The organism is Nocardiopsis chromatogenes YIM 90109, from assembly GCF_000341185.1.
GTDB classification, from domain to species: domain Bacteria; phylum Actinomycetota; class Actinomycetes; order Streptosporangiales; family Streptosporangiaceae; genus Nocardiopsis_A; species Nocardiopsis_A chromatogenes.
In genome coordinates this window covers 1-18,355 of sequence record NZ_ANBH01000143.1, presented here as the reverse complement: position 1 = coordinate 18,355, position 18,355 = coordinate 1, and the positions used below count along the sequence as shown (strand labels likewise).

General features: G+C 74.1%; 17 protein-coding genes. 11 read left to right on the top strand and 6 right to left on the bottom strand.

The features are described from left to right. The first annotated feature begins 61 nt into the window (after positions 1 to 61). From D476_RS39075 to D476_RS0114985, 7 genes are all read left to right on the top strand, one after another. Positions 62 to 343, top strand: coding sequence for a hypothetical protein (locus D476_RS39075; protein ID WP_017624759.1), 282 nt, complete (start codon positions 62 to 64; stop codon positions 341 to 343). After that, positions 340 to 1,191, top strand: a complete 852-nt coding sequence (locus tag D476_RS0115010; RefSeq protein ID WP_017624758.1) for a hypothetical protein — start codon at positions 340 to 342, stop codon at positions 1,189 to 1,191. Before D476_RS39075 ends, D476_RS0115010 begins: the two co-directional genes overlap by 4 nt. Further along, positions 1,188 to 1,850 (top strand): histidine phosphatase family protein, encoded by a 663-nt coding sequence (locus D476_RS0115005; protein ID WP_017624757.1) that lies wholly within the window; start codon positions 1,188 to 1,190, stop codon positions 1,848 to 1,850. Before D476_RS0115010 ends, D476_RS0115005 begins: the two co-directional genes overlap by 4 nt. Before the next feature lie 71 nt (positions 1,851 to 1,921). Next, the gene (locus tag D476_RS0115000; protein WP_017624756.1) at positions 1,922 to 2,101 is read left to right on the top strand and encodes a hypothetical protein; all 180 of its coding nucleotides are present in this window, start codon (positions 1,922 to 1,924) and stop codon (positions 2,099 to 2,101) included. A 62-nt stretch (positions 2,102 to 2,163) separates the two neighbouring features. Next, positions 2,164 to 3,627, top strand: coding sequence for a phenylacetate--CoA ligase family protein (locus D476_RS0114995; RefSeq protein WP_239648717.1), 1,464 nt, complete (start codon positions 2,164 to 2,166; stop codon positions 3,625 to 3,627). 110 nt (positions 3,628 to 3,737) lie between these two features. Next, entirely contained in the window at positions 3,738 to 5,714 is a 1,977-nt protein-coding gene (locus D476_RS0114990) for an NADPH-dependent 2,4-dienoyl-CoA reductase (RefSeq protein WP_017624754.1), read from the top strand. Positions 5,715 to 5,756: 42 nt separating this feature from the next. Continuing rightward, on the top strand, positions 5,757 to 6,344 hold the full coding sequence (locus tag D476_RS0114985) for a PadR family transcriptional regulator (RefSeq protein ID WP_026123520.1): 588 nt from the start codon (positions 5,757 to 5,759) through the stop codon (positions 6,342 to 6,344). A 72-nt stretch (positions 6,345 to 6,416) separates the two neighbouring features. Here D476_RS0114985 and D476_RS0114980 read toward each other — a convergent pair whose 3' ends face one another. From D476_RS0114980 to D476_RS0114970, 3 genes are all read right to left on the bottom strand, one after another. Next, entirely contained in the window at positions 6,417 to 7,244 is an 828-nt protein-coding gene (locus D476_RS0114980; RefSeq protein ID WP_017624752.1) for an aldo/keto reductase, read from the bottom strand. Positions 7,245 to 7,364: 120 nt separating this feature from the next. Further along, positions 7,365 to 8,378, bottom strand: a complete 1,014-nt coding sequence (locus D476_RS0114975) for an NADP-dependent oxidoreductase (protein WP_017624751.1) — start codon at positions 8,376 to 8,378, stop codon at positions 7,365 to 7,367. Positions 8,379 to 8,462: 84 nt separating this feature from the next. Further along, positions 8,463 to 9,158 carry a type 1 glutamine amidotransferase domain-containing protein gene (locus D476_RS0114970; RefSeq protein WP_017624750.1) on the bottom strand — a complete coding sequence of 232 codons (696 nt, stop codon included), beginning with the start codon at positions 9,156 to 9,158 and terminating at the stop codon, positions 8,463 to 8,465. A gap of 268 nt (positions 9,159 to 9,426) precedes the next feature. On the opposite strand from D476_RS0114970, the gene D476_RS0114965 reads away from it, so the two are divergent. Together D476_RS0114965 and D476_RS0114960 are read left to right on the top strand one after the other, a co-directional pair. Beyond that, complete coding sequence (locus D476_RS0114965) at positions 9,427 to 10,185, top strand: IclR family transcriptional regulator (RefSeq protein ID WP_017624749.1); 759 nt, start codon at positions 9,427 to 9,429, stop codon at positions 10,183 to 10,185. Between the two features lie 144 nt (positions 10,186 to 10,329). Beyond that, positions 10,330 to 10,656, top strand: coding sequence for a putative quinol monooxygenase (locus D476_RS0114960; protein ID WP_017624748.1), 327 nt, complete (start codon positions 10,330 to 10,332; stop codon positions 10,654 to 10,656). 28 nt (positions 10,657 to 10,684) lie between these two features. Here the strand turns inward: D476_RS0114960 and D476_RS0114955 are convergent, their stop codons facing one another. The 3 genes from D476_RS0114955 to D476_RS0114945 all read right to left on the bottom strand — a co-directional run bounded on the left by D476_RS0114955 (position 10,685) and on the right by D476_RS0114945 (position 14,916). Next, complete coding sequence (locus tag D476_RS0114955; protein ID WP_017624747.1) at positions 10,685 to 12,091, bottom strand: DUF2254 domain-containing protein; 1,407 nt, start codon at positions 12,089 to 12,091, stop codon at positions 10,685 to 10,687. A gap of 33 nt (positions 12,092 to 12,124) precedes the next feature. Further along, the gene (locus D476_RS0114950; protein WP_086002643.1) at positions 12,125 to 13,066 is read right to left on the bottom strand and encodes a sulfite exporter TauE/SafE family protein; all 942 of its coding nucleotides are present in this window, start codon (positions 13,064 to 13,066) and stop codon (positions 12,125 to 12,127) included. Between the two features lie 302 nt (positions 13,067 to 13,368). Further along, the gene (locus tag D476_RS0114945) at positions 13,369 to 14,916 is read right to left on the bottom strand and encodes a hypothetical protein (RefSeq protein ID WP_152529356.1); all 1,548 of its coding nucleotides are present in this window, start codon (positions 14,914 to 14,916) and stop codon (positions 13,369 to 13,371) included. A gap of 552 nt (positions 14,917 to 15,468) precedes the next feature. Here D476_RS0114945 and D476_RS33410 point away from each other — a divergent pair. Both D476_RS33410 and D476_RS0114935 read left to right on the top strand, forming a co-directional pair. Next, positions 15,469 to 16,323, top strand: a complete 855-nt coding sequence (locus D476_RS33410) for a phosphotransferase family protein (protein ID WP_152529355.1) — start codon at positions 15,469 to 15,471, stop codon at positions 16,321 to 16,323. A gap of 65 nt (positions 16,324 to 16,388) precedes the next feature. After that, entirely contained in the window at positions 16,389 to 18,077 is a 1,689-nt protein-coding gene (locus D476_RS0114935) for a hypothetical protein (RefSeq protein ID WP_017624743.1), read from the top strand. Positions 18,078 to 18,355: the final 278 nt, after the last annotated feature.

Below are 18,355 nucleotides of genomic sequence, written 5' to 3'. Positions count from 1 at the left end.
CGAGTACCAGTACATCCCGGAGAAGCGCGGCGAGGCGACGGTCGGCAACTTCTACCGGGCCATGGGGCGCACCCCGCTGCGCGAGACCGTCCCGTCCTCGGAGGAGGCCGGGGGCGCCTACCGGCTCGGCTACCACCGCATCCACCGGGTCGTCCTTCCGCGCGAGGAGATGACCTGCACGCTGGTCCTGCGCGGGCCCCGGCAGAAGAACTTCGCGAGCGTCTTCAGCAACACCGCCGCCTACGACCCGAGCGCCAACGCGATGTTCCCGCCGCGCGTGCTGGCCGAGAAACTGGAGGCACTGTGCGTGGAGATCACCCGCACCCGGAAGGCGCGCCGGTGAGCGCGCGCGGGGAGGGCGCCCCCGGCCTGCGCGTGCCCGAAGGCGAGCCCGTCTATACCCGTACGGGCGGCTTCGCGGTGTTCAACCAGCTCGGCGTGAAGCTCGACTTCCCGGCGTCCGCGACCGACGCCGAGTACTACGACTGGCTCGACGCCACCAAGGAGGCCATCGGCTCCCTGGTCGAGGGCGCCGAGATCGCCGAGAAGAGCTACGCGCGCGCCGAGCCCCGGACCAACACCGGTGTCTACTACGACACCGAGGACCACCGGCTGCTCCGCAGCGACATGGTGCTGAGGACGACGTGCAACATCAAGACGCACGCGTTCTGCGCCTTCAAGTTCGGTGCCGACGCGAACGGCGTGCGGCGCGACCACCGCTACTCCTTCGGCGGCCAGGACAAGCGGACCATCCAGCTCCACCCCGACTCGCCCGAAGCGGTGAACGCGGTCAAGCGGCTGCTGGCGCGCGAGGACATCGACCACCCGGGCGTGCACCTGCGCAAGGCCACCGGGCTGACCGGGGACGACCTGTCCCCGGCGATCCGCCTGCGCCAGGTCCGGCACCCGTTCTTCGTCTGGCTGGACGGGCGGGACGCGCTGCGCTGCACCATGGACCGCGTGCGCGTGGTGGACCTGCGCGCGCCGGACCCGGAGGCCACCGAGGCATCCTTCTGCGAGGTGGAATTCCCCGTCTACCCGCGCCTCGCGCCGGAGACGGCCCGCGACCCCCGGGTGCCGCGGCTGATGAACGTCCTGTCCGACCTGCTGCGCAAGCGCTTCGGCGTCGGCGACGTCGCCGACTCCAAGTACAGGAGGGCGGCCAGGGCGCTCGGCCTGTCCTGGACGTGAGCGGCGGCGTGCGCATCCTGCTCGCCCGGCACGGCCAGTCGCTGTGGCAGCTCGCCCCGGGCTGCGACGGCGACAGCGCCCTGACGGTCCTGGGCCACCGCCAGGCCCTGCTGCTGGGGCGCTGGGTCGCCGCCGCCCCGAGACTCGACGGCGTGCGCAGGCTGCGCGTCGCCGCCCTGCACACCAGCCCGCTCCAGCGCGCGCGGCAGACGGCCGCCTACCCCGCCGCGCTGCTGGGGCTCGCCCCGACCGTGCAGGAGGACCTGCGCGAGGCCGCCTTCCACGTGGCCGCGCACCTGCCTCCGGGGCCCGGACCTCCCTCGGCCGGGCTGCGCTCCGCCCCGGTCGGGGGCGGCACCGAGGGCGAGGACGAGCGCCGCGCGGCCTACGACGGCTTCAAGGAGCAGGCGTGGTCCGCCCTCACCTCCCTGGCCGCGTCCGCGGAGCGCGCGCGGCGCCGCGGACAGGGCGGGACGGTGCTGGCGGTCAGCCACGCCGGGCTGATCAAGACCCTGCTGCGCCTGGCCGCGGGAAGCGACGCGATCTGCTTCCGCATCTACAACACCGGGCTGTGCGCGCTTGAGTGGCGGCGGGACCGCTGGCACCTGGTCCACCTGAACCTGTGGGACCACCTGCCGCCGGACCTGCGGACCCGGTGAGGGGCGGAAGGACCGAAGAGATCCACCCAGGGTCCGCGAGGACCCGACACCGAGAGGACGGGTGACCGGAGATGCTGAGCGAGATGCACGACCTCGTCGCGGTCGCGGAGCGGGCGATCGGCGAGAGCAAGGCCCAGCTCGACAACGACCAGTCGCGCGCGCTGGCGGCGCAGGTGACCGCCGAGATCGTCGCCGAGGTCTCGGCCGAGGCCTCCGCGCGGGCGCTGGAGGAAGGACTGCAGCGGCGGTGAGCACACCGCACCGGGGCGGGGGCCGGTCCGGCCTCCGCCCTCGCCCCCGCGTCCGCCCTCCCGTGGACGACCCCGCGCTCATGCCCCTCCAGGTCCGCGACCGGCTGGCGCGCATGGCCCGCGTCGACCCCGGCGGCCTGGCACGCCTGTTCTCCCTCTCCTCCCTGGAGGGCGACCTGCCCGCGCGCCTCCTCCACGCCCTGCACGCGGCCCTGGCCCACCGGACCATCGCGCACGCCCGCGCGAACGTGCCCTGGTACCGGGAGCACCCCGAGTACTCGCGCTGGGCGCTCCCCGAGGGGTACCCGGGGCGGCCCTCGGAGCTGCTGGCCGGACTTCCCGTGCTGGACCGGACGCTGGTGGCCGCCGCCCCCGCGCGGTTCGCCGCCGAGGACACCGCCCTGGGCGCGCTCGGGCACACCTCGGGCAGCACGGGCACCCCGCTGCCGGTGCGGCGCTCGGTGGAGGAGGCCGAATTCACCGCGGCCTATTTCGCGCACCTGTCGGAGCCGCTGGCGCGCGGCGGCAGGCGCCCCATCTCGCTGAACCTCCCGAACGCCTACCACGGCACGCCGCTGCGGCTCCCGGCGCCGGGGCTGTCCCTGTCCTCGGGCGTCACCGACGACCTCCTGCTGGCCGAGACCGCCCGTGCCGTCACCGCCCGCTACGACCTGCCCGGCTACGGCACGCACGTGGAGTACCTGAGCGGCCTGGTCAACCACGTCCTGCTGCTCACCGGCCACCTGCTGGAGCAGGGCTCCGACCCGGGCGCGGTGGGGCTGCGCGGGGTGTCGGTCGCCGGGGGCACGGCGGCCCCGCACTGGCGGCGGTTCCTGCGGGCGGCGTGGGGGTGCCCGGTGACCGACCGCTTCACCCTGACCGAGGTCGTCGGCGGCGCCTCGCGCTGCCGCCGGTGCGACCTGTTCCACCTGGACCCGCACGTGTTCGGGGAGGTGCTGGAGCCCGGCTCGTCGGCTCCGGTGGCCGAGGGCCCGGGGCGGCTGGTGCTGACCGCCTTCCACCCGTTCGTACAGATGCAGCCGATGGTCCGCTATGACACCGGTGACCTGGTGATGCGGTTCGACAACGGGTGCGGCCCCGCATTGGCCTTCGAGTTCCTGGGCAAGCACGGGCGCGCGGTCTCCCTGGAGCACCGGGGGCGCCGGCGCTGGCTGCTGTTCCCGGCGGAGCTGAACGCGGTGCTGGCCGAGCTGCCCGATGTGCGCGCGGTGGAGTGGGCGTCCAACGTCCGGAGCGTGCACGACCGGACGCTGGGCGGGCTGCCGTACGCGCGGGTCCGGTTGGACGCCTCGTGCCGGCCTCCGGAGCTGCTCGTGGAGGTCGAGCTGCGCTACGGCCCGCACTTCCATTCGGCGCGCGCCGAGGAGGTCGGGGCGCGGGTCGCGGGTCGGCTCCGCGCGTCGGCCGGGACCGCGCTGGCCGAGCTGGAGGCCGGGGGCGCGGTGCGGCTGCGGGTCGCCTGCGTTCCGCCCGGTTCGCTGCCCGAACCCGCCCTGAAGCTCTGAGCCCCGCCCCCTCCCCGGCACCACCTTCAGTCGCTCTGCTGTATATTCAATTTTCTGAATAGCAACATTGCGACTGAGCTCCGCGCGGGAGCCGACCGAGGAGGCGGACCATGACCGACTACCCCCACCTCTTCTCCCCCATCCGGCTGGGCCCCCTGACCCTGCCCAACCGGATGGTCATGGGCTCCATGCACGTGGGGCTGGAGGAGGCCCCCGGCGGCTTCGAGCGGATGGCCGCGTTCTACGCCGAGCGCGCCCGCGGCGGCGTCGGCCTGATCATCACCGGCGGCATCGCCCCCAACGCCGAGGCACGCCCCTACGAGGGCGGGGCGACCATGGCCTCCGAGGAGGACGCCGAGCGGCACCGCACCGTCACCGACGCCGTGCACGCCGAGGGCGGCCGGATCGCCATGCAGATCCTCCACTTCGGCCGGTACGCCTACCACCCCGAGCTGGTCGCCCCCAGCGCGCTCAAGGCGCCCATCAGCCCCTACACGCCGCGCGCGCTCACCGACGAGGAGGTCGACCGCACCGTCGACGACTTCGCCCGCGCCGCCGAGCTCGCCCGGAGCGCGGGGTACGACGGCGTGGAGATCATGGGCTCGGAGGGCTACCTCATCAACGAGTTCACCTGCGCGGCGACCAACCGCCGGGAGGACCGCTGGGGCGGGTCGTTCGAGAACCGCGCGCGCTTCCCCCTGGAGATCGTGCGGCGCGTCCGGGCCCGGGTCGGCGAGGACTTCGCGATCATCTACCGGCTGTCCATGCTCGACCTGGTCCCCGACGGCTCCACCCTCCCCGAGGTCACCGCGCTGGCCAAGGAGGTCGAGGCCGCCGGGGCCGACATGGTCAACACCGGCATCGGCTGGCACGAGGCGCGCATCCCCACCATCGCCGCCTCGGTCCCGCGCGGCGCCTTCTCCTGGGTCACCAAGGAGCTGATGGGCACCGTCGGGGTGCCGCTGGCCACCGCCAACCGGATCAACACCCCCGAGACCGCCGAGCGCATCCTCGCCGACGGCGAGGCCGACATGGTCTCGCTGGCCCGCCCGCTGCTGGCCGACCCGCACTTCCTCGCCAAGGCCGAGCAGGGCCGCCCGGAGGCCATCAACACCTGCATCGGCTGCAACCAGGCCTGCCTGGACCACACCTTCAGCCTCAAGATCACCTCGTGCCTGGTGAACCCCCGGGCCTGCCACGAGACCGAGCTGGTGCTCGCCCCGACCGCGGCGCCCAAGCGCGTGGCCGTGGTCGGCGCCGGGCCGGCCGGGCTGGCCTTCGCGACCTCGGCCGCCGAGCGCGGGCACCGGGTGGTGCTCTTCGAGGCAGCCGACCGCATCGGCGGCCAGCTCGACGTCGCCCGCCGGGTGCCCGGCAAGGAGGAGTTCAACGAGACCCTGCNCGCCCCCCCCGCCACGGCCGACGGCCTGGCCGCCGAGGGGTTCGACGCGGTCGCCGTGGCGACCGGCGTGCTGCCCCGGGTGCCGGAGCTGCCGGGCGTCGACCACCCCAGCGTGGTCGGGTACCTGGACGTGCTGCGCGGCACCGCCGGGGTCGGCGAGAAGGTCGCCGTCATGGGCGCCGGGGGCATCGGCTTCGACGTCGCCGAGTACCTCACCGACGAGGGCGACGGGGCCGCCCTGGACCCGCAGGCGTTCTTCGGCCGGTGGGGCGTGGACACCGGCTACACCGGGCGCGGGGCGCTCACCGCGCCCCACCGCGCCGCCCCGCCGCGCAAGGTGCACCTGCTGCAGCGCAAGACCACCAAGGTCGGCAAGGGCCTGGGCACCACCACCGGGTGGATCCACCGCACCGAGCTGCGCGCCCGCGGCGTGGAGATGGTTCCCGGGGTGGCCTACCGGCGCATCGACGACGAGGGCCTGCACATCACCGTGGACGGGCGCGAAGAGGTGCTGGACGTGGACACCGTGGTGCTGTGCACCGGGCAGGAGCCCAACCGGGGCCTGTACGAGGAGCTGCGGGCGGCCGGGACGGAGCCCCTGCTGCTCGGCGGCGCCGACGTGGCCTCCGAGCTGGACGCCAAGCGCGCCATCGACCAGGGAACCCGCATGGCGGCCGCGCTGTGAGCGCCCCGGATCGGCCCTTCTCCGCGCTGGTAGGTTGACCGAATGGCTCTGCGAAACGCGGTGATGGCGGCGCTCCTCGAAGGCGAGGCCTCCGGGTACGACCTGGCCAAGCGCTTCGACACCGCGACCGCCGAGTTCTGGACCTCCACCCCCCAGCAGCTCTACCGGGAGCTGGAGCGGATGGAGGGAGAGGGGCTGATCCGGGCGCGCGTGGTCGAGCAGGAGCGGCGCCCCAACAAGCGCGTGTTCTCGCTGACCGACCAGGGCCGGAGCGCGCTGCACGCGTTCACCCGCCGCCCGGCCAAGCCGACGGCGATCCGCGACGAGATGCTGGTGAAGCTGCAGGCGGTGGACGCTGGGGACGCCGAGGCGGTGCGCACCTCGATCATGGAGCGGATGGAGCGCGCGCGGGCCAAGCTGGCGCGCTACGAGCGCATACGCGAGCGCCTGCTGGGAGGCCGCCCCGAGGAGGAGTACCTCCGGGAGACCGACCATGTGGGCCCGTACCTGACGCTGCTGCGCGGGCGGTACTTCGAGGAGGAGAACCTGCGCTGGGGCGAGGAGGTCCTGGCGATCCTCGACGCGCGCGCGGCCCGGCGCACGGCCGGGCAGGAGAGCGACCGCCGCTGAGGCACATGGCCGCGGACGGGCCGGGGGCGGGCGGGGAAGCCCCCGCCCGCCCCCGGCGCGTTCCGCTGGGGCTCAGCCCAGCCAGTTCATCCGGTCGGGGTCCGGGCCCAGGCGGGCGCCGGTGTCCAGACCGTCGATGCGCTGCATCTCGTCCTCGGAGAGCTCGAAGTCGAAGACGTCGATGTTCTCCTTGATGCGGGACGGCGTCACCGACTTGGGGATGACGACGTTGCCCGACTGCAGGTGCCACCGCAGCACCGCCTGCGCCGGGGACTTGCCGTGCGCCGCGCCGATCTCGGCCAGGACGGGCTCCTGGAGCAGGTCCTTGCCCTGCCCCAGAGGGCTCCAGGCCTCGGTCCTGATCCCGTGCTCGGCGTCCAGGGCGCGCATGCGCTTCTGGGCCAGGCGCGGGTGCAGTTCGATCTGGTTGACCGCCGGAACGACGTCGGCCTCGGACAGCAGGCGGCCCAGGGTCTTCTCGGAGAAGTTGGAGACCCCGATGGCCTTGGCCCGCCCCTCGGCGTGCAGCCGCTCCATCGCCTTCCAGGACTCGACGTACTTGTCCTGCTCGGGCACCGGCCAGTGGATCAGGTACAGGTCCACGTGGTCCAGCCCGAGCCGCTCCAGGCTGGCGTCGAACGCGCGCAGCGCCGCGTCGTAGCCCTGGTCGGCGTTCCACAGCTTGGTGGTGACGAACAGCTCCGAGCGCGGGATCCCCGACTCGCGCAGCGCGCGCCCGGTGCCGGTCTCGTTCTCGTAGACGCGCGCGGTGTCGATGCTCCGGTAGCCCGCCTCCAGGGCCGCGGCCACGGCGGCGGTGGCGTCCTCGTCGGGCACCTGCCAGACGCCGAATCCGAGCTGCGGCATGGCCGCCCCGGTGTTGAGCGTCACGTCGATCATTCGCTGACCTGCTCTCTGACTGGTCTCGCGGTTTTCCTTGCCTCTTGCGGTCCGCTCCGGACCGCTCTGGTCTGCTCCGGACCGCTCCGAGACGGCGCGTTCCGGGGGAAGCCGTTCGGGTCAGTCCGAGGCGAGACGGATGAGCATCTTGCCGGTGTTGGCGCCCTTGAGCATCCCGATGAAGGCGTCCACGGCGTTGTCGATGCCCTCGACCACGGTCTCCTCATGGGGAAGGGTGCCTTCGGACAGCCAGCGCGCGGCGAGCCCGGCGTATTCCCGGCCCAGGTTCATGTGGTCGGTGACGATGAACCCGCGCAGGTTGAGGCGCTTGCCGATGACCAGCACCAGGTTGTCCGGCCCCGGGACCGGCTCGGTGGCGTTGTACTGGGAGATCGCCCCGCACATCGCGACCCGGCCGCCCACGCGCATCTGCGCCAAGGCGGCGCGCAGGTGGTCCCCGCCGACGTTGTCGAAGTAGACGTCGATGCCCTTGGGGGCGGCCTCCTTCAGGTCCTCCTCAAGACGGCCCGCCTTGTAGTCCACGGCGGCGTCGTAGCCGAACTCCTCGGTGAGGCGGCGCGCCTTCTCCGGGCCCCCGGCCGAGCCGATGACGCGGGATGCGCCGTGGTGCTTGGCGATGCGGGCGGCGACCGAGCCGACCGCGCCCGCGGCGCCGGACACGAACACCACGTCGCCCTCGCGCACCGGCGCGACCTCGGTCAGGCCCGCGTAGGCGGTCAGCCCGGTCATGCCCAGCGCGCCGAGGTAGGCCTGGGCGGGGGCGATCGAGGTATCGACCGCGTCGGCCCCGGAGGCGTCCAGGACCGCGTACTCCCGCCAGCCGAGGCCGTGGCGGACGACGGTGCCCTCGGGGACCTCGGGCGCGTTCGAGGCCACGACCGTCCCGACGGCGGCGCCGTCCATCGGCGCGTCCAGCGCGAACGGCGGGACGTAGCTCTTCACGTCGTTCATGCGGCCGCGCATGTACGGGTCGACGCTGAACCAGTCGTTGCGGACGAGGACCTGGCCGGGGCCCGGGTCGGGCACCTCGGTCTCCACGAGGGAGAAGTCCGCGGGGGTCGGCTCCCCGACGGGGCGCTGGACGAGGCGGACTTCGCGGCCTTGGGTCGGCATGGGGCTCCTTCTTCAGGGACGGGATCTGTCGGCGGGGGGTGATGGTGCCGGGGGCGGTGGCGGTCGGCGGGCGCCGGGCGGCGCTCAGCCGAGCCGGGAGAGCACCTCGCGGGCCAAGGGCTCGGAGGAGGCGGGGTTCTGGCCGGTCACCAGGTTCCGGTCGGCCACCACGTTGGGCTTCCACGGCTCGCCCTCGACGAACTCGGCGCCCAGCGCGGTCAGCCGGTCCTGGAGCAGCCAGCGGGCCTTGTCGGCGAGCCCGGCCTGGGCCTCCTCGGTGTTGGTGAAGCCGGTGAGCCGGTACCCGGCGAACGGGGAGCCGCCGTCGGCCCCCTCGGTGGCCAGCAGGGCGGCCGGGGCGTGGCACACGACCGCCAGCGGGCGGCCCGAGGCCAGCGCGTCGGTCAGGACACGGGCGGAGTCGGCACTGACCGCCAGGTCCTCCATCGGACCGTGGCCGCCGGGGTAGAACACGGCGTCGTAGTCGGCGGCGGAGACCTCTTCGAGCCGGACGGGCGCGTGCAGCTCGGACGCGGCCTCCAGCGCCGCGGCGGCCGCGTCGGCGCCCTCCTGGCCGCCGTTGGCCTCCGGGGCGAGGCTGCCCTTGTCGACCGGCGGCACGACGCCGCCGGGCGTGGCCACCGTGACCGCGTGCCCGGCGCCGGTGAACGCCTTGTAGGGCGCCAGGAACTCCTCGGCCCAGAAGCCGGTCGGGTGCAGGGTGCCGTCGGCCAGCGTCCAGTGGTCGGAGCCGGTCATGACGAAGAGAATGCGGGCCATCGGTGTCGTCCCCCTCAAAATGCGCACGCCGCCACGTCGTCATGGCGGCGGTGCATCCGACGGTAGTCCGGTGGCGTCACGGCGGACCAATAGGAAAACCACTGGCAGGTATCGGCTTTCCTATACCTTGCGGGGCGCTCCGGGCGGCAGGGGCGCGCGTGTGGCCGGGCCCACTGCCCCGCCCTTCATACGCTGGGGAGGCGGGCCCGCACAAGGACCCGCGGCCGGAACCGGCAGGGGAACGACAGGCAACGACGGGGAGGGGAGCATGGCGGCGTCGGACGGACCGCGCTCGGTCGAGCGGGCCCTGGACCTCCTGGACGCCGTGGCCGAAGGGGACGGTCCCGTGTCGGCCAAGGCGCTGGCCCGCCGGGTGGGCTGCTCGCTGTCCACCGTCTACCACCTGCTCGGAACGCTGACCGAGCGCGGCCACGTGGTCCGCACGGCACGCGGGTACGCGCTCGGCCACCGCGTTCCCCACCTGCACCGGGCCTACGGGCGCCAGGTGCGCACCGCCGCCGCCATGCGCGAGGTCCTGCCGGCCGTGCGCCGCGCCACCGGCGCCGAGGCCTATTTCACCGTGTTCCGGGGCGGGGAGATCTCCGTCGTGGACAGCACCGCGCCGCCCGGGGACGGCGCCGACCCGTTCGTCGTGGCGTGCGAGCGCCGGGCGCACGCCACCGCGCACGGCAAGGCGCTGCTGGCCGCGGTGCCCCGCGCGGCGCGCACGCGCTACCTGGACCGGCACGGGCTGCCGCGGCTGACCGCGCACACCATCACGGCGCGCGAGGAGTTCGAGGCCGAGCTGGCGCGGGTGCGGCGCACCGGGCTGGCGGTGTCGGTGGGAGAGGCCGACGACGCGCTGTCCTGCCTGGCCGTATCGCTGGCCGTGCCGTTGGACGGGGCGGAGGGCGCGGGGGCCGAGGCGCAGGCGCTGTCGGTGTCACTTCCCACGCGGGAGTACCGGGACCGGCACCCGCGCGTGGCGGAGGTCCTGCAGCGGGCGGCCGAGCACTTCGCCGACTGAGCCGGGCCCCGGCCCAGGGGGCGCGGACGCGGGGATTCCGGCACCGCCGGAATCGGGGACGGCGGAGGTCGCGTCCGGCGGGCCGCCGTGGGCACCATGTCCGCGACCGATCCCGTCACGCCAGGACAAGGCCAGGAGGCAGCCATGATCCTCATCGCGGTGAAGTTCCCCGTCCGCCCCGAGCTGGTGGAGGAGTGGCCCGAGCGCGTCGCCGCGTTCACCGAGGCCACCCGCGCCGAGCCCGGCAACGTCTTCTTCGAGTGGTCCCGCAGCCTGGACGAGCCGAACACCTACGTCCTGCTGGAGGCCTTCGCCGACGCCGAGGCGGGCAAGGCGCACGTGGAGTCCGACCACTTCAAGGCCGGGCTGGAGGCGATGGCCGGGGCGATCTCGGGCACGCCGAGCATCATCAACGTGGAGGCGCCCGTCGACGGCTGGGGCGAGATGGCCGAGCTGTCCCCGCAGGGCTGAGGCGCACCGCCCCTTTCCGGGGCCGGGCTCAGCCGCCGAGGCCCTGGTGGTCCGCGGTCTGCGCGAACTCCACCAGGCCCTCGGGCATGCTGCGCGCGCAGACCCGGCGCAGCTCCTCGCGCGCGCGGTGGAGGGCGCCCCGCCGCGCCTCGGGGACGTGGGATTCGATGTCGTCCAGCGCGGCGGCCAGCCGCCGGGTGACCTGCGGCTGGCCGCTGCTGAACAGCACCAGCTCGGTGAAGGCGAGTTCCACCAGCGGCTCCCACTGCGGGAGCGGGATCGCGACGCGGACGCGGCCCTTGCGGTCGCGCACCACCCGCTCCCCTTGGGGGACCTGCGCGAACTCCTCTACGAGGAGTTGCAGGCGGTCGATGCACTGGACGGCCGTGGTCGGGTCGTTCACCCCCGGGGACAGGGCGCGGACGCCGATGTCGACGAGCTGGCGGATCCCGAAGGCCGGGTCCTGGTAGGTGGACCGCTCGGCGCCGGTGCGCACCGCCTTGGCGGCCCGGCCCAGGTGCTCCGCAGGCCGCGGGGACCGTACTTCGAGGACGGGGCTGCCCGTCCCGACGTAGTCCCCGGCCTCCCGCAGCACCCGTACGAAGGCGTCGTTCTTCACGGCCCAGCGCAGCAGGCGCGCGGTGTCGACGCGGACGAGGACGCCCGAGTCGGAGCGCGAGCGCACGATGCCGACGTGCTCTCCCCCGCCGTCCTCCCCCAGCGGGGCCGCCGACGCCTTCCGGGGAGCGGGGACCGTGTCGCGGGGCAGCGCGCGGATCTGCCGCAGCGTCTCCCGGCCCACCCGGTCCAGCACCGTCGTCGGGCGCATCATCTTGACGGTGCCGTCGACGAAGTACACGAACGCCACAAGGCTCGCCCCGACGAGCAGCATCGCCACGGCCGTGGAGAGCACCGGGACGACGGGCATGCCGGTGTCGTCGTCGGCCACGAGGCCCCCGGCGTAGCGGACCATCAGTGTGAAGACGAAGGTGCCCAGGAAGATCGCCAGGGTCAGCTTGGCCACCCACCCGCGGGTGAACATGTACATCACGCGCGGGGTGAGCTGGCCGGTGGCCATCTGCAGGGCCACCAGGGTGATGCTGAAGACCACGCCCAGGACGGTGAGGGTGGCCGGACCCGCCGTGCCGAGCACCGCGTTCGCGCTGTCGGTGAGCGCCTTCAGGGTGGTGCTCAGGTCCTCTTGAGCGCCGGACACCGACACCAGCCAGGACAGCGCCACGTCGAGCAGGATGGTGACCAGGGCCAGGACGACGGCCCCCGCCATGCCCAACAGCGGCACGATGACGAAGGACTCGCGGATCCGTTCGGCGCGCTCGCGCCGCGCCGGAGCGCGGGCGCCCCAGCCCGCTTCCCCGTCCGCCTCGTCCGCCGCGTCCGTCTCGGTCCCCTCGGCTCCCCGGCCCCCGTCGCCCACCGCAGCCTCCTCACCGCCTGCCCGGTGGTCTCCTTACGCTAGCGGCCCGGCCTGCGCGGATTCGGCATCCCCGGCGGCGCGGGCGCGCCGCCCGGCGGCGTGCTCGGCCCTGCGCCCGGTCAGGTGGGCACGGACCGACCAGGCGACGGCGGCCGCCCACACCGCCCAGAGGAGTCCGTAGACGACCGCCTCCCCGGCGCCGCCGAGGGGCGGCACCGCGCCGGTGCCGAGCAGGGTGCGGGTGTTGGTCAGGACGATCAGCCCGCCGACCGCCGAGCCGAGCACGCGCGGCGGGACGTGCCGCACGATCCAGGCGGCGAGCGGTGCCGCCAGCACGCCCCCGGCCAGCAGGACGGCCGCCCAGGCGGGGTCGATGCCCGCGGCGCCCAGGCCGAACAGGAACCCGGCGCTCGCGGCGAGGGCCACCAGGAACTCCGCGGTGTCGACGGACCCGACGGCCTTGCGCGGCTCGATGCGGCCCGAGGCCAGCAGCGCGGGGGTGCCCACCGGCCCCCACCCTCCGCCCCCGGTCGCGTCGACGAAGCCGCCGACCAGCCCGAGCGGGGCCAGGAAGCGGGTGCGCAGCGGGGCGGCCGAGCGCGGTCCGGCGCCGCGCTGGGTGAAGCGGACCAGGACGTAGGCGCCCAGAGCGAGCAGGATTCCCGCCATGGCGGGGGCGGCGGCCTCGGTGGACAGGCGGCTCAGGAAGGTCGCCCCGGCGAAGGCGCCGACCGCGCCGGGCAGCGCGATGCGCCGCACCACCGGCCAGTCGACGTTGCCGAGCCGCCAGTGGGCCGCGCCGGAGGCCAGGGTGGTGCCGATCTCGGCCAGGTGCACGGTGGCCGAGGCGGCGGCCGGGTTGGCGCCGACGACGAGCAGCAGCGTGGTGGAGGTGACGCCGTAGGCCATGCCCAGCGCGCCGTCGACGAGCTGGGCGAGGAATCCGACGATCCCCAGGAGGACGAGCGTGCGCATGGTGCCTTCCCGGGCGGGAGGGGTCCGGGGAAGGGGGCGGTGGGCCCGCACCCCCACCACCCCCTCGTCCGGGCTCCGCGCGGCCCGTCCGTGGCCCAACGGTGCGCCCATTACCCGTTTTTGTCAACCTGAAAAGTAGGAAATAGCATCTGAACTGCACACCTGCCACGAGCGCCGCCCCTCCGCACCGCGGGCGGGAACACACGGGAGGGGCCCTCCGGCGCGGACCGCGCCGGAGGGCGGGAGCCTCACGGGGCCGGCGGCCGGCCCCTCCTCACCGGCCCTCCCTCACCGGCGCCGCCTCACTCGATCACGGCCTCCCCGTAGTGCCGGTGGAAGAGGGTGAGCACGTCGAAGGTGAGCGTGCGGCCGCGGACGTCGTCCTTGCGGTCGGTGCGGATCGTGGCGTGCCGCAGGTCGCGCACCTCGACCCCGGTGATGCCCAGCGTCGGGTCGTCGAACCCGAAGACCACCTTGCCCGGTTCCAGGTCGGCGTCGTTGAGCACCTCGACCTCGATGCGCTCCCCCTCGACCCGGGCGCGCGCCTTGGGCTCGGGCAGCGGCATGTCCCAGGTCTCGATGAACACCTCGCCGGAGATGGGCCGCCCCACCGCGTTCACCTCGGTGAACATGTAGTCCATGCTCACGACGTTGGCCTTGAGGCCGCTGCTGTAGCACTCGGACGCGGAGAAGTCGCCCACCAGCGGCATCTCGTGGTTGAGCAGCTGGGCCTCGGGGAAGTGGCTGCCCCCGGCCGAGGAGTTGCTGGAGTAGAGCCGCCCGTCCTCGGTGGCCATGGCCATGATCAGGCCGTGGCCGTCGCTGACCCCGTTGCCGAAGGTGGTGCCGCTGCCGAGGGTGCTGGGGAAGACCTCCAACGCGCCCTTGCGCAGCTCGCCGGGGACGCGGATCGCCTCGACCACCAGGTCGGCCCCGGGGACGACGTTGACCACCAGCGCGTCGGACCCCGACTGCAGGGCGACGGGCAGGTGCATGGCGCCGCCCTTGTCCACGATGGGCCGCTGGTACCCCGGGCGCACGCGGAACCCTTCGGACAGGGGCCCCGCGAGGTCCATCTCCTGGGGCGCCCCGAACGAGCGGCCGCCGTCGGTGGAGACCACCGTGGCGGGGACGACACGCCCCTTCCGCAGCAGGTCCACGCGGCCGAGCACGTCGTTCTTGTAGACCGCCACGGACATGCCGCCCACCGTCGGCGCCTCGCACACCACCTGTTCCGGGCCGACCTCGCCGCCCTCGGTCCGGCGCGCGAAGACGCGCCCGGTGGCGCGGCACTTGTAGGTGAGGATCCCGTAGGAGGGCTCGCCCTCCGGGATCCGGCCGACGGGCACCTGCTCGTAGTGGAAGTGGGGGAAGTCGGGCCGCTCGGCCGCGGTGTCGACGCGGCGGCCGTCGTGCCACAGGGACGCGGCGCCGTTGGCGCGCACGACACACGTGGGCACGACCTCGCCGGTGTACTTGTTCAGGGCGATGTTGTACCGCCACACCGGCCCCTGGCCGAACACCTCCGTGGTGCGCGGCGCACCGGAGACGCGGGGGCGCTGGTACTCGTGCAGCATGAGGCGGCCGTGCTCGGCGGTCGCGCACCAGGTGGTGCGGCGCATGTCGTCGCGGACCAGCACGACCTGGGGGCCGCGGAGGTAGCGGGTGGAGTCCATGCTCCGGGACATGCGCCGCCCCCGGTGCACGTCCCCTTCGGGAAGCCAGTGGCGGGGGACGATCTCCCTGGGGAGGGGCTCTCCGTCGAAGTAGCCGTCGTCGTCGGCCCGGCTTCCCGGGCGGCGCCAATAGGAACGCTGCTCGGAGAGCTCGTTCTGTTCATTCCTGGACACGAATCGCATCGGACCTCCTGGCCCGGGTTCCGACGTCGTTATTCCCGCCGCATGAAAAATGTCGCCCCACGACGGTGACCTGATTACACACCGATCAACGACCCAGGTCAACAGGTGTACTCACGCCGACACGAAAGCCCGTGCCACCGACACCAAAGACCGTCTACTCTTCCGTATTCCGCATGACCTTTTTCCTTTCCCAGCCCTATGAACGGCACTCCGGAAGGGATATCGGTCCCGAATGGGGCACTGAGCCCGCCTGTCCGGCCGCGTGCTAGTCTCCGCCCATGAACGACCACCGCATGCGCCACTATTGACGCCTGTGCCGCCGCACTCTCAGCGCTGGACCCGGCGCCGTCCCTTCGCGGCCGTCCTGTTCCGCCCACGCGCGTGCGCCTCCACGGCCGCACGCCCCGGACGGACGACAGAGACGACGAAAGAAGAGGACGAACGAGAGTGAACGACACGCCTTCTCCCCGCGACACCGGATGCCCGGCCCCGACGCCGGAGGTCCTGGCATGGGTCCGCGATGCCGCCGGGCCCGGAGCGCGCGTGCCCGCACGCCCGTGGCGGGTGAGCGTCAGTTCGACGACGTTGGACGCCGTCGATCTCGTCGACGGCCACGGCGCCCGGCACGCCTGGATGCTGCGCCGCTTCCACGACCGCGCGCGCCTGGCGGACGACCCCTGGTACCGCCCGGAGTCCGAGGGCGCCGCGCTCAGGCTTCTGGAGGGCACCGGCGTCCGCGCCCCGGTGCTGCACGCGGCCGACCCGGACGGTGCGCGGCTCGGCGTTCCCGCGCTGCTGACCGACCGTATCCCCGGCCACGGCGACTGGGACGAGCTGGACCCCGCGACCATGGTCGAGGACCTCGCCCGGGAGCTGGACGCCATCCACTCCGTGGGCGGCGGCACGGGCCACGGCTCCGGGCTCGCCCTGCTCCCGGAGTACCGCCCCTACTACGACCCCGCCGTGGACGGCCCCCGCACACCCCCGCCCTGGGGCGATACCCGCCTGTGGGAGCGGGTGTTCACCGTCCTCGACGGCCCCGCGCCGGACGCCCCGTACGCCTTCATCCACCGCGACTACCACCCCGATCAGGCGCTGTGGGTCGACGGCAGGCTGAGCGGGATCGTCGACTGGACGACGGCGTGCCGGGGCCCACAGGCCGTCGACCTCGCGCGCATGCGGCTCAACCTGGTGCAGGAGGTGGGCCCCGAGACCGAGCGGGCGTTCCTGGCCGCGCACCGCCGGATCACCGGAACGGACGCGCACCACCCCTACTGGGACCTGGTGGACGGGGCCGACTTCCTCCTCGGCGCCGACCCGCCCGAGGGCGGCGAGGACCGGCAGGCCTGGTCCGCGTTCGAGTCGTGGACCGCCCGCGCCCTCGCCGAACTCGGGTGAACCCGGGCTGAACCGGCGCGCCTCCCCCTCCGTCTAACGCCCGGAGACCCGGGTTGGAGGCCTGCATGGGTGAGTTCATCGCGATCCTGGCCCTCGTGCTGCCGGTGCTGGCCATCGTGGGCGGCCTCATCGCGGAGCATCGGCTCCGCGGCCGTCCGCACCGGAACGCGCTCGCCCGGTCGGCGGTCCGAGTCGACGAGTCCAGCACGCAGATCCACACGCTTGCCGAGTCGCTGCGCCGGTCGGCGGAGCTGGTGCGGGCGGGGTCCGTGGAGGAGGAGGCGCGCGCGGCCCTCGCGGACGCCGAGGAGGGGCTGCGCCGCGCCGACGAGCTGCTGCGCGAGCGCGACCGGCTGGCCGACGCGCGCGCCCGGACCACGTGGCGGTCCCGCCCCGAGGACCTGAAGCGCGCGGCCCGTCGCTGGGAGGAGCTCGAACACGACGCGGCCGGGCTTCTCGGCAGGCTGCGCGAGGCCGAGGAGCGGTGTTCGCGGGTGCTCACGGCCTCCACGTCGCTCGGCGACGGGGAGCGGGAGGCGGAACGGCTGGTGGCGCAGGCGCGCTCGGCCGCCGAGGAGGCCCGCGCGCGGGGCTACTCCGTGGACGGGGAGGCCTCCGTGCTCGCCACCGCACACCGCCGGTTGGAGGACGTGCGCGGGCTGGCCGCCGAAGGGCGGCCGATGGCCGCCCGGGAGGCCCTCACCGGGCTCACCTCGGAGTTGGCCGACTCGCTGTCCGCCCTCCGGGCGGTCGCCGACCGCGAATCGCACGCGCGCCGCCGCCTGGACGCGCTGGCCGGTGCCGGACAGGAGAACGGCGACCGCCGCACCGCAGCGGTCGCCGCCCTGGAGGAGCTGACGGCCGGATACGCGGCCGCCCTGTCCGAGGGACTGCGTGCGCGCCTGGAGGAGGGCGACCGCGCCGCCACCGATGTCGCCGAGCACCTGCGGGCCGCGCATGGCGGACTGGAGGAGCGCGACGTCCAGCGCGCGGAGACCGCGCTCGACGCGGCCGAGGAGGCGCACCGGCGCGCCGGTGAGGGGTTCGGGGCCGCCGTCGCCCGGCTGGAGCGGGTGCACGAGCTGAGCGCGTCCGTTCCGGGGCGGCGGTCGCAGACCCTGATCCTCCTGACCGAGCTGGCTGAGCGTGCGGCCTCGGAGGAGGGGAGCGGGCACCTGTCCCCCGTCCTGCAGACGCTCCGCGCGCACGTGGAGGCGATGGACGTGGAGGCCGAACGACCGGACTGGCTGCGGTTGCAGGACGGCCTCGACGAGGCGGAGGAGCTGACGGCGTCGCTGTCCGAGGCGGCCGAGGCCGCCGTCGGGGCCGCGCGGAAGGCCCGGGCGGAGGTCGACCGCCTGGAGAGCGCACTGCGGTGGTCGGAGCAGGAGCGCACCAGCGCGCAGGACTATGTGCGCAAGGAGCTCGGCCGGGTGCCGCCCACAGGGCACAGCGGCGTCACCCCGACCGACGATGTGCTGGTCCGCGCCCTGGGACGGCTGCGCTACCTGGAGGCGGCGGCGGAGAGGCACTCCAGAAAGGTGAACGCCTCCATCTTCAACCCGCGCGCCGCGGCCTCCGCAGCGCGCGACTACGCGGCCGCCATGTGGGCCGCGGGCCGCTTGGACGAGGCGGCCCAGATCGCCGAAGAGGCGCGCAACCGCTACGCCTCCTCAGCGGGCCAGGAGGCCGTCGCCGACCTGCGCGTGGTCCTCTCCCTGATCGACGCGGAACGCGCGGCCGTGCGGGACTGAGGGAGGGAACGGCCGGAGCACGCCCTCCGTCCAAAGCCGCGAATACCCCGAGCTCTCGTCGCCGCTCCCACCTCACACCCCGCCGACCCACCGCCCGGCCGGGGCCCCCGAGCGGGACACCAACTGTTCCCGTCGCTGCTGACCACGGCCACCAACCACGCACCAGACGACCGACAAAGCCTCCACAAAGGCCGCCGACCCCGTATCGCCGCCGCCCTTTACCTTGCACATCTGTGGACCGCCACCCGGCCGGGACCCGTGAGCGGGGTATCTGCCGA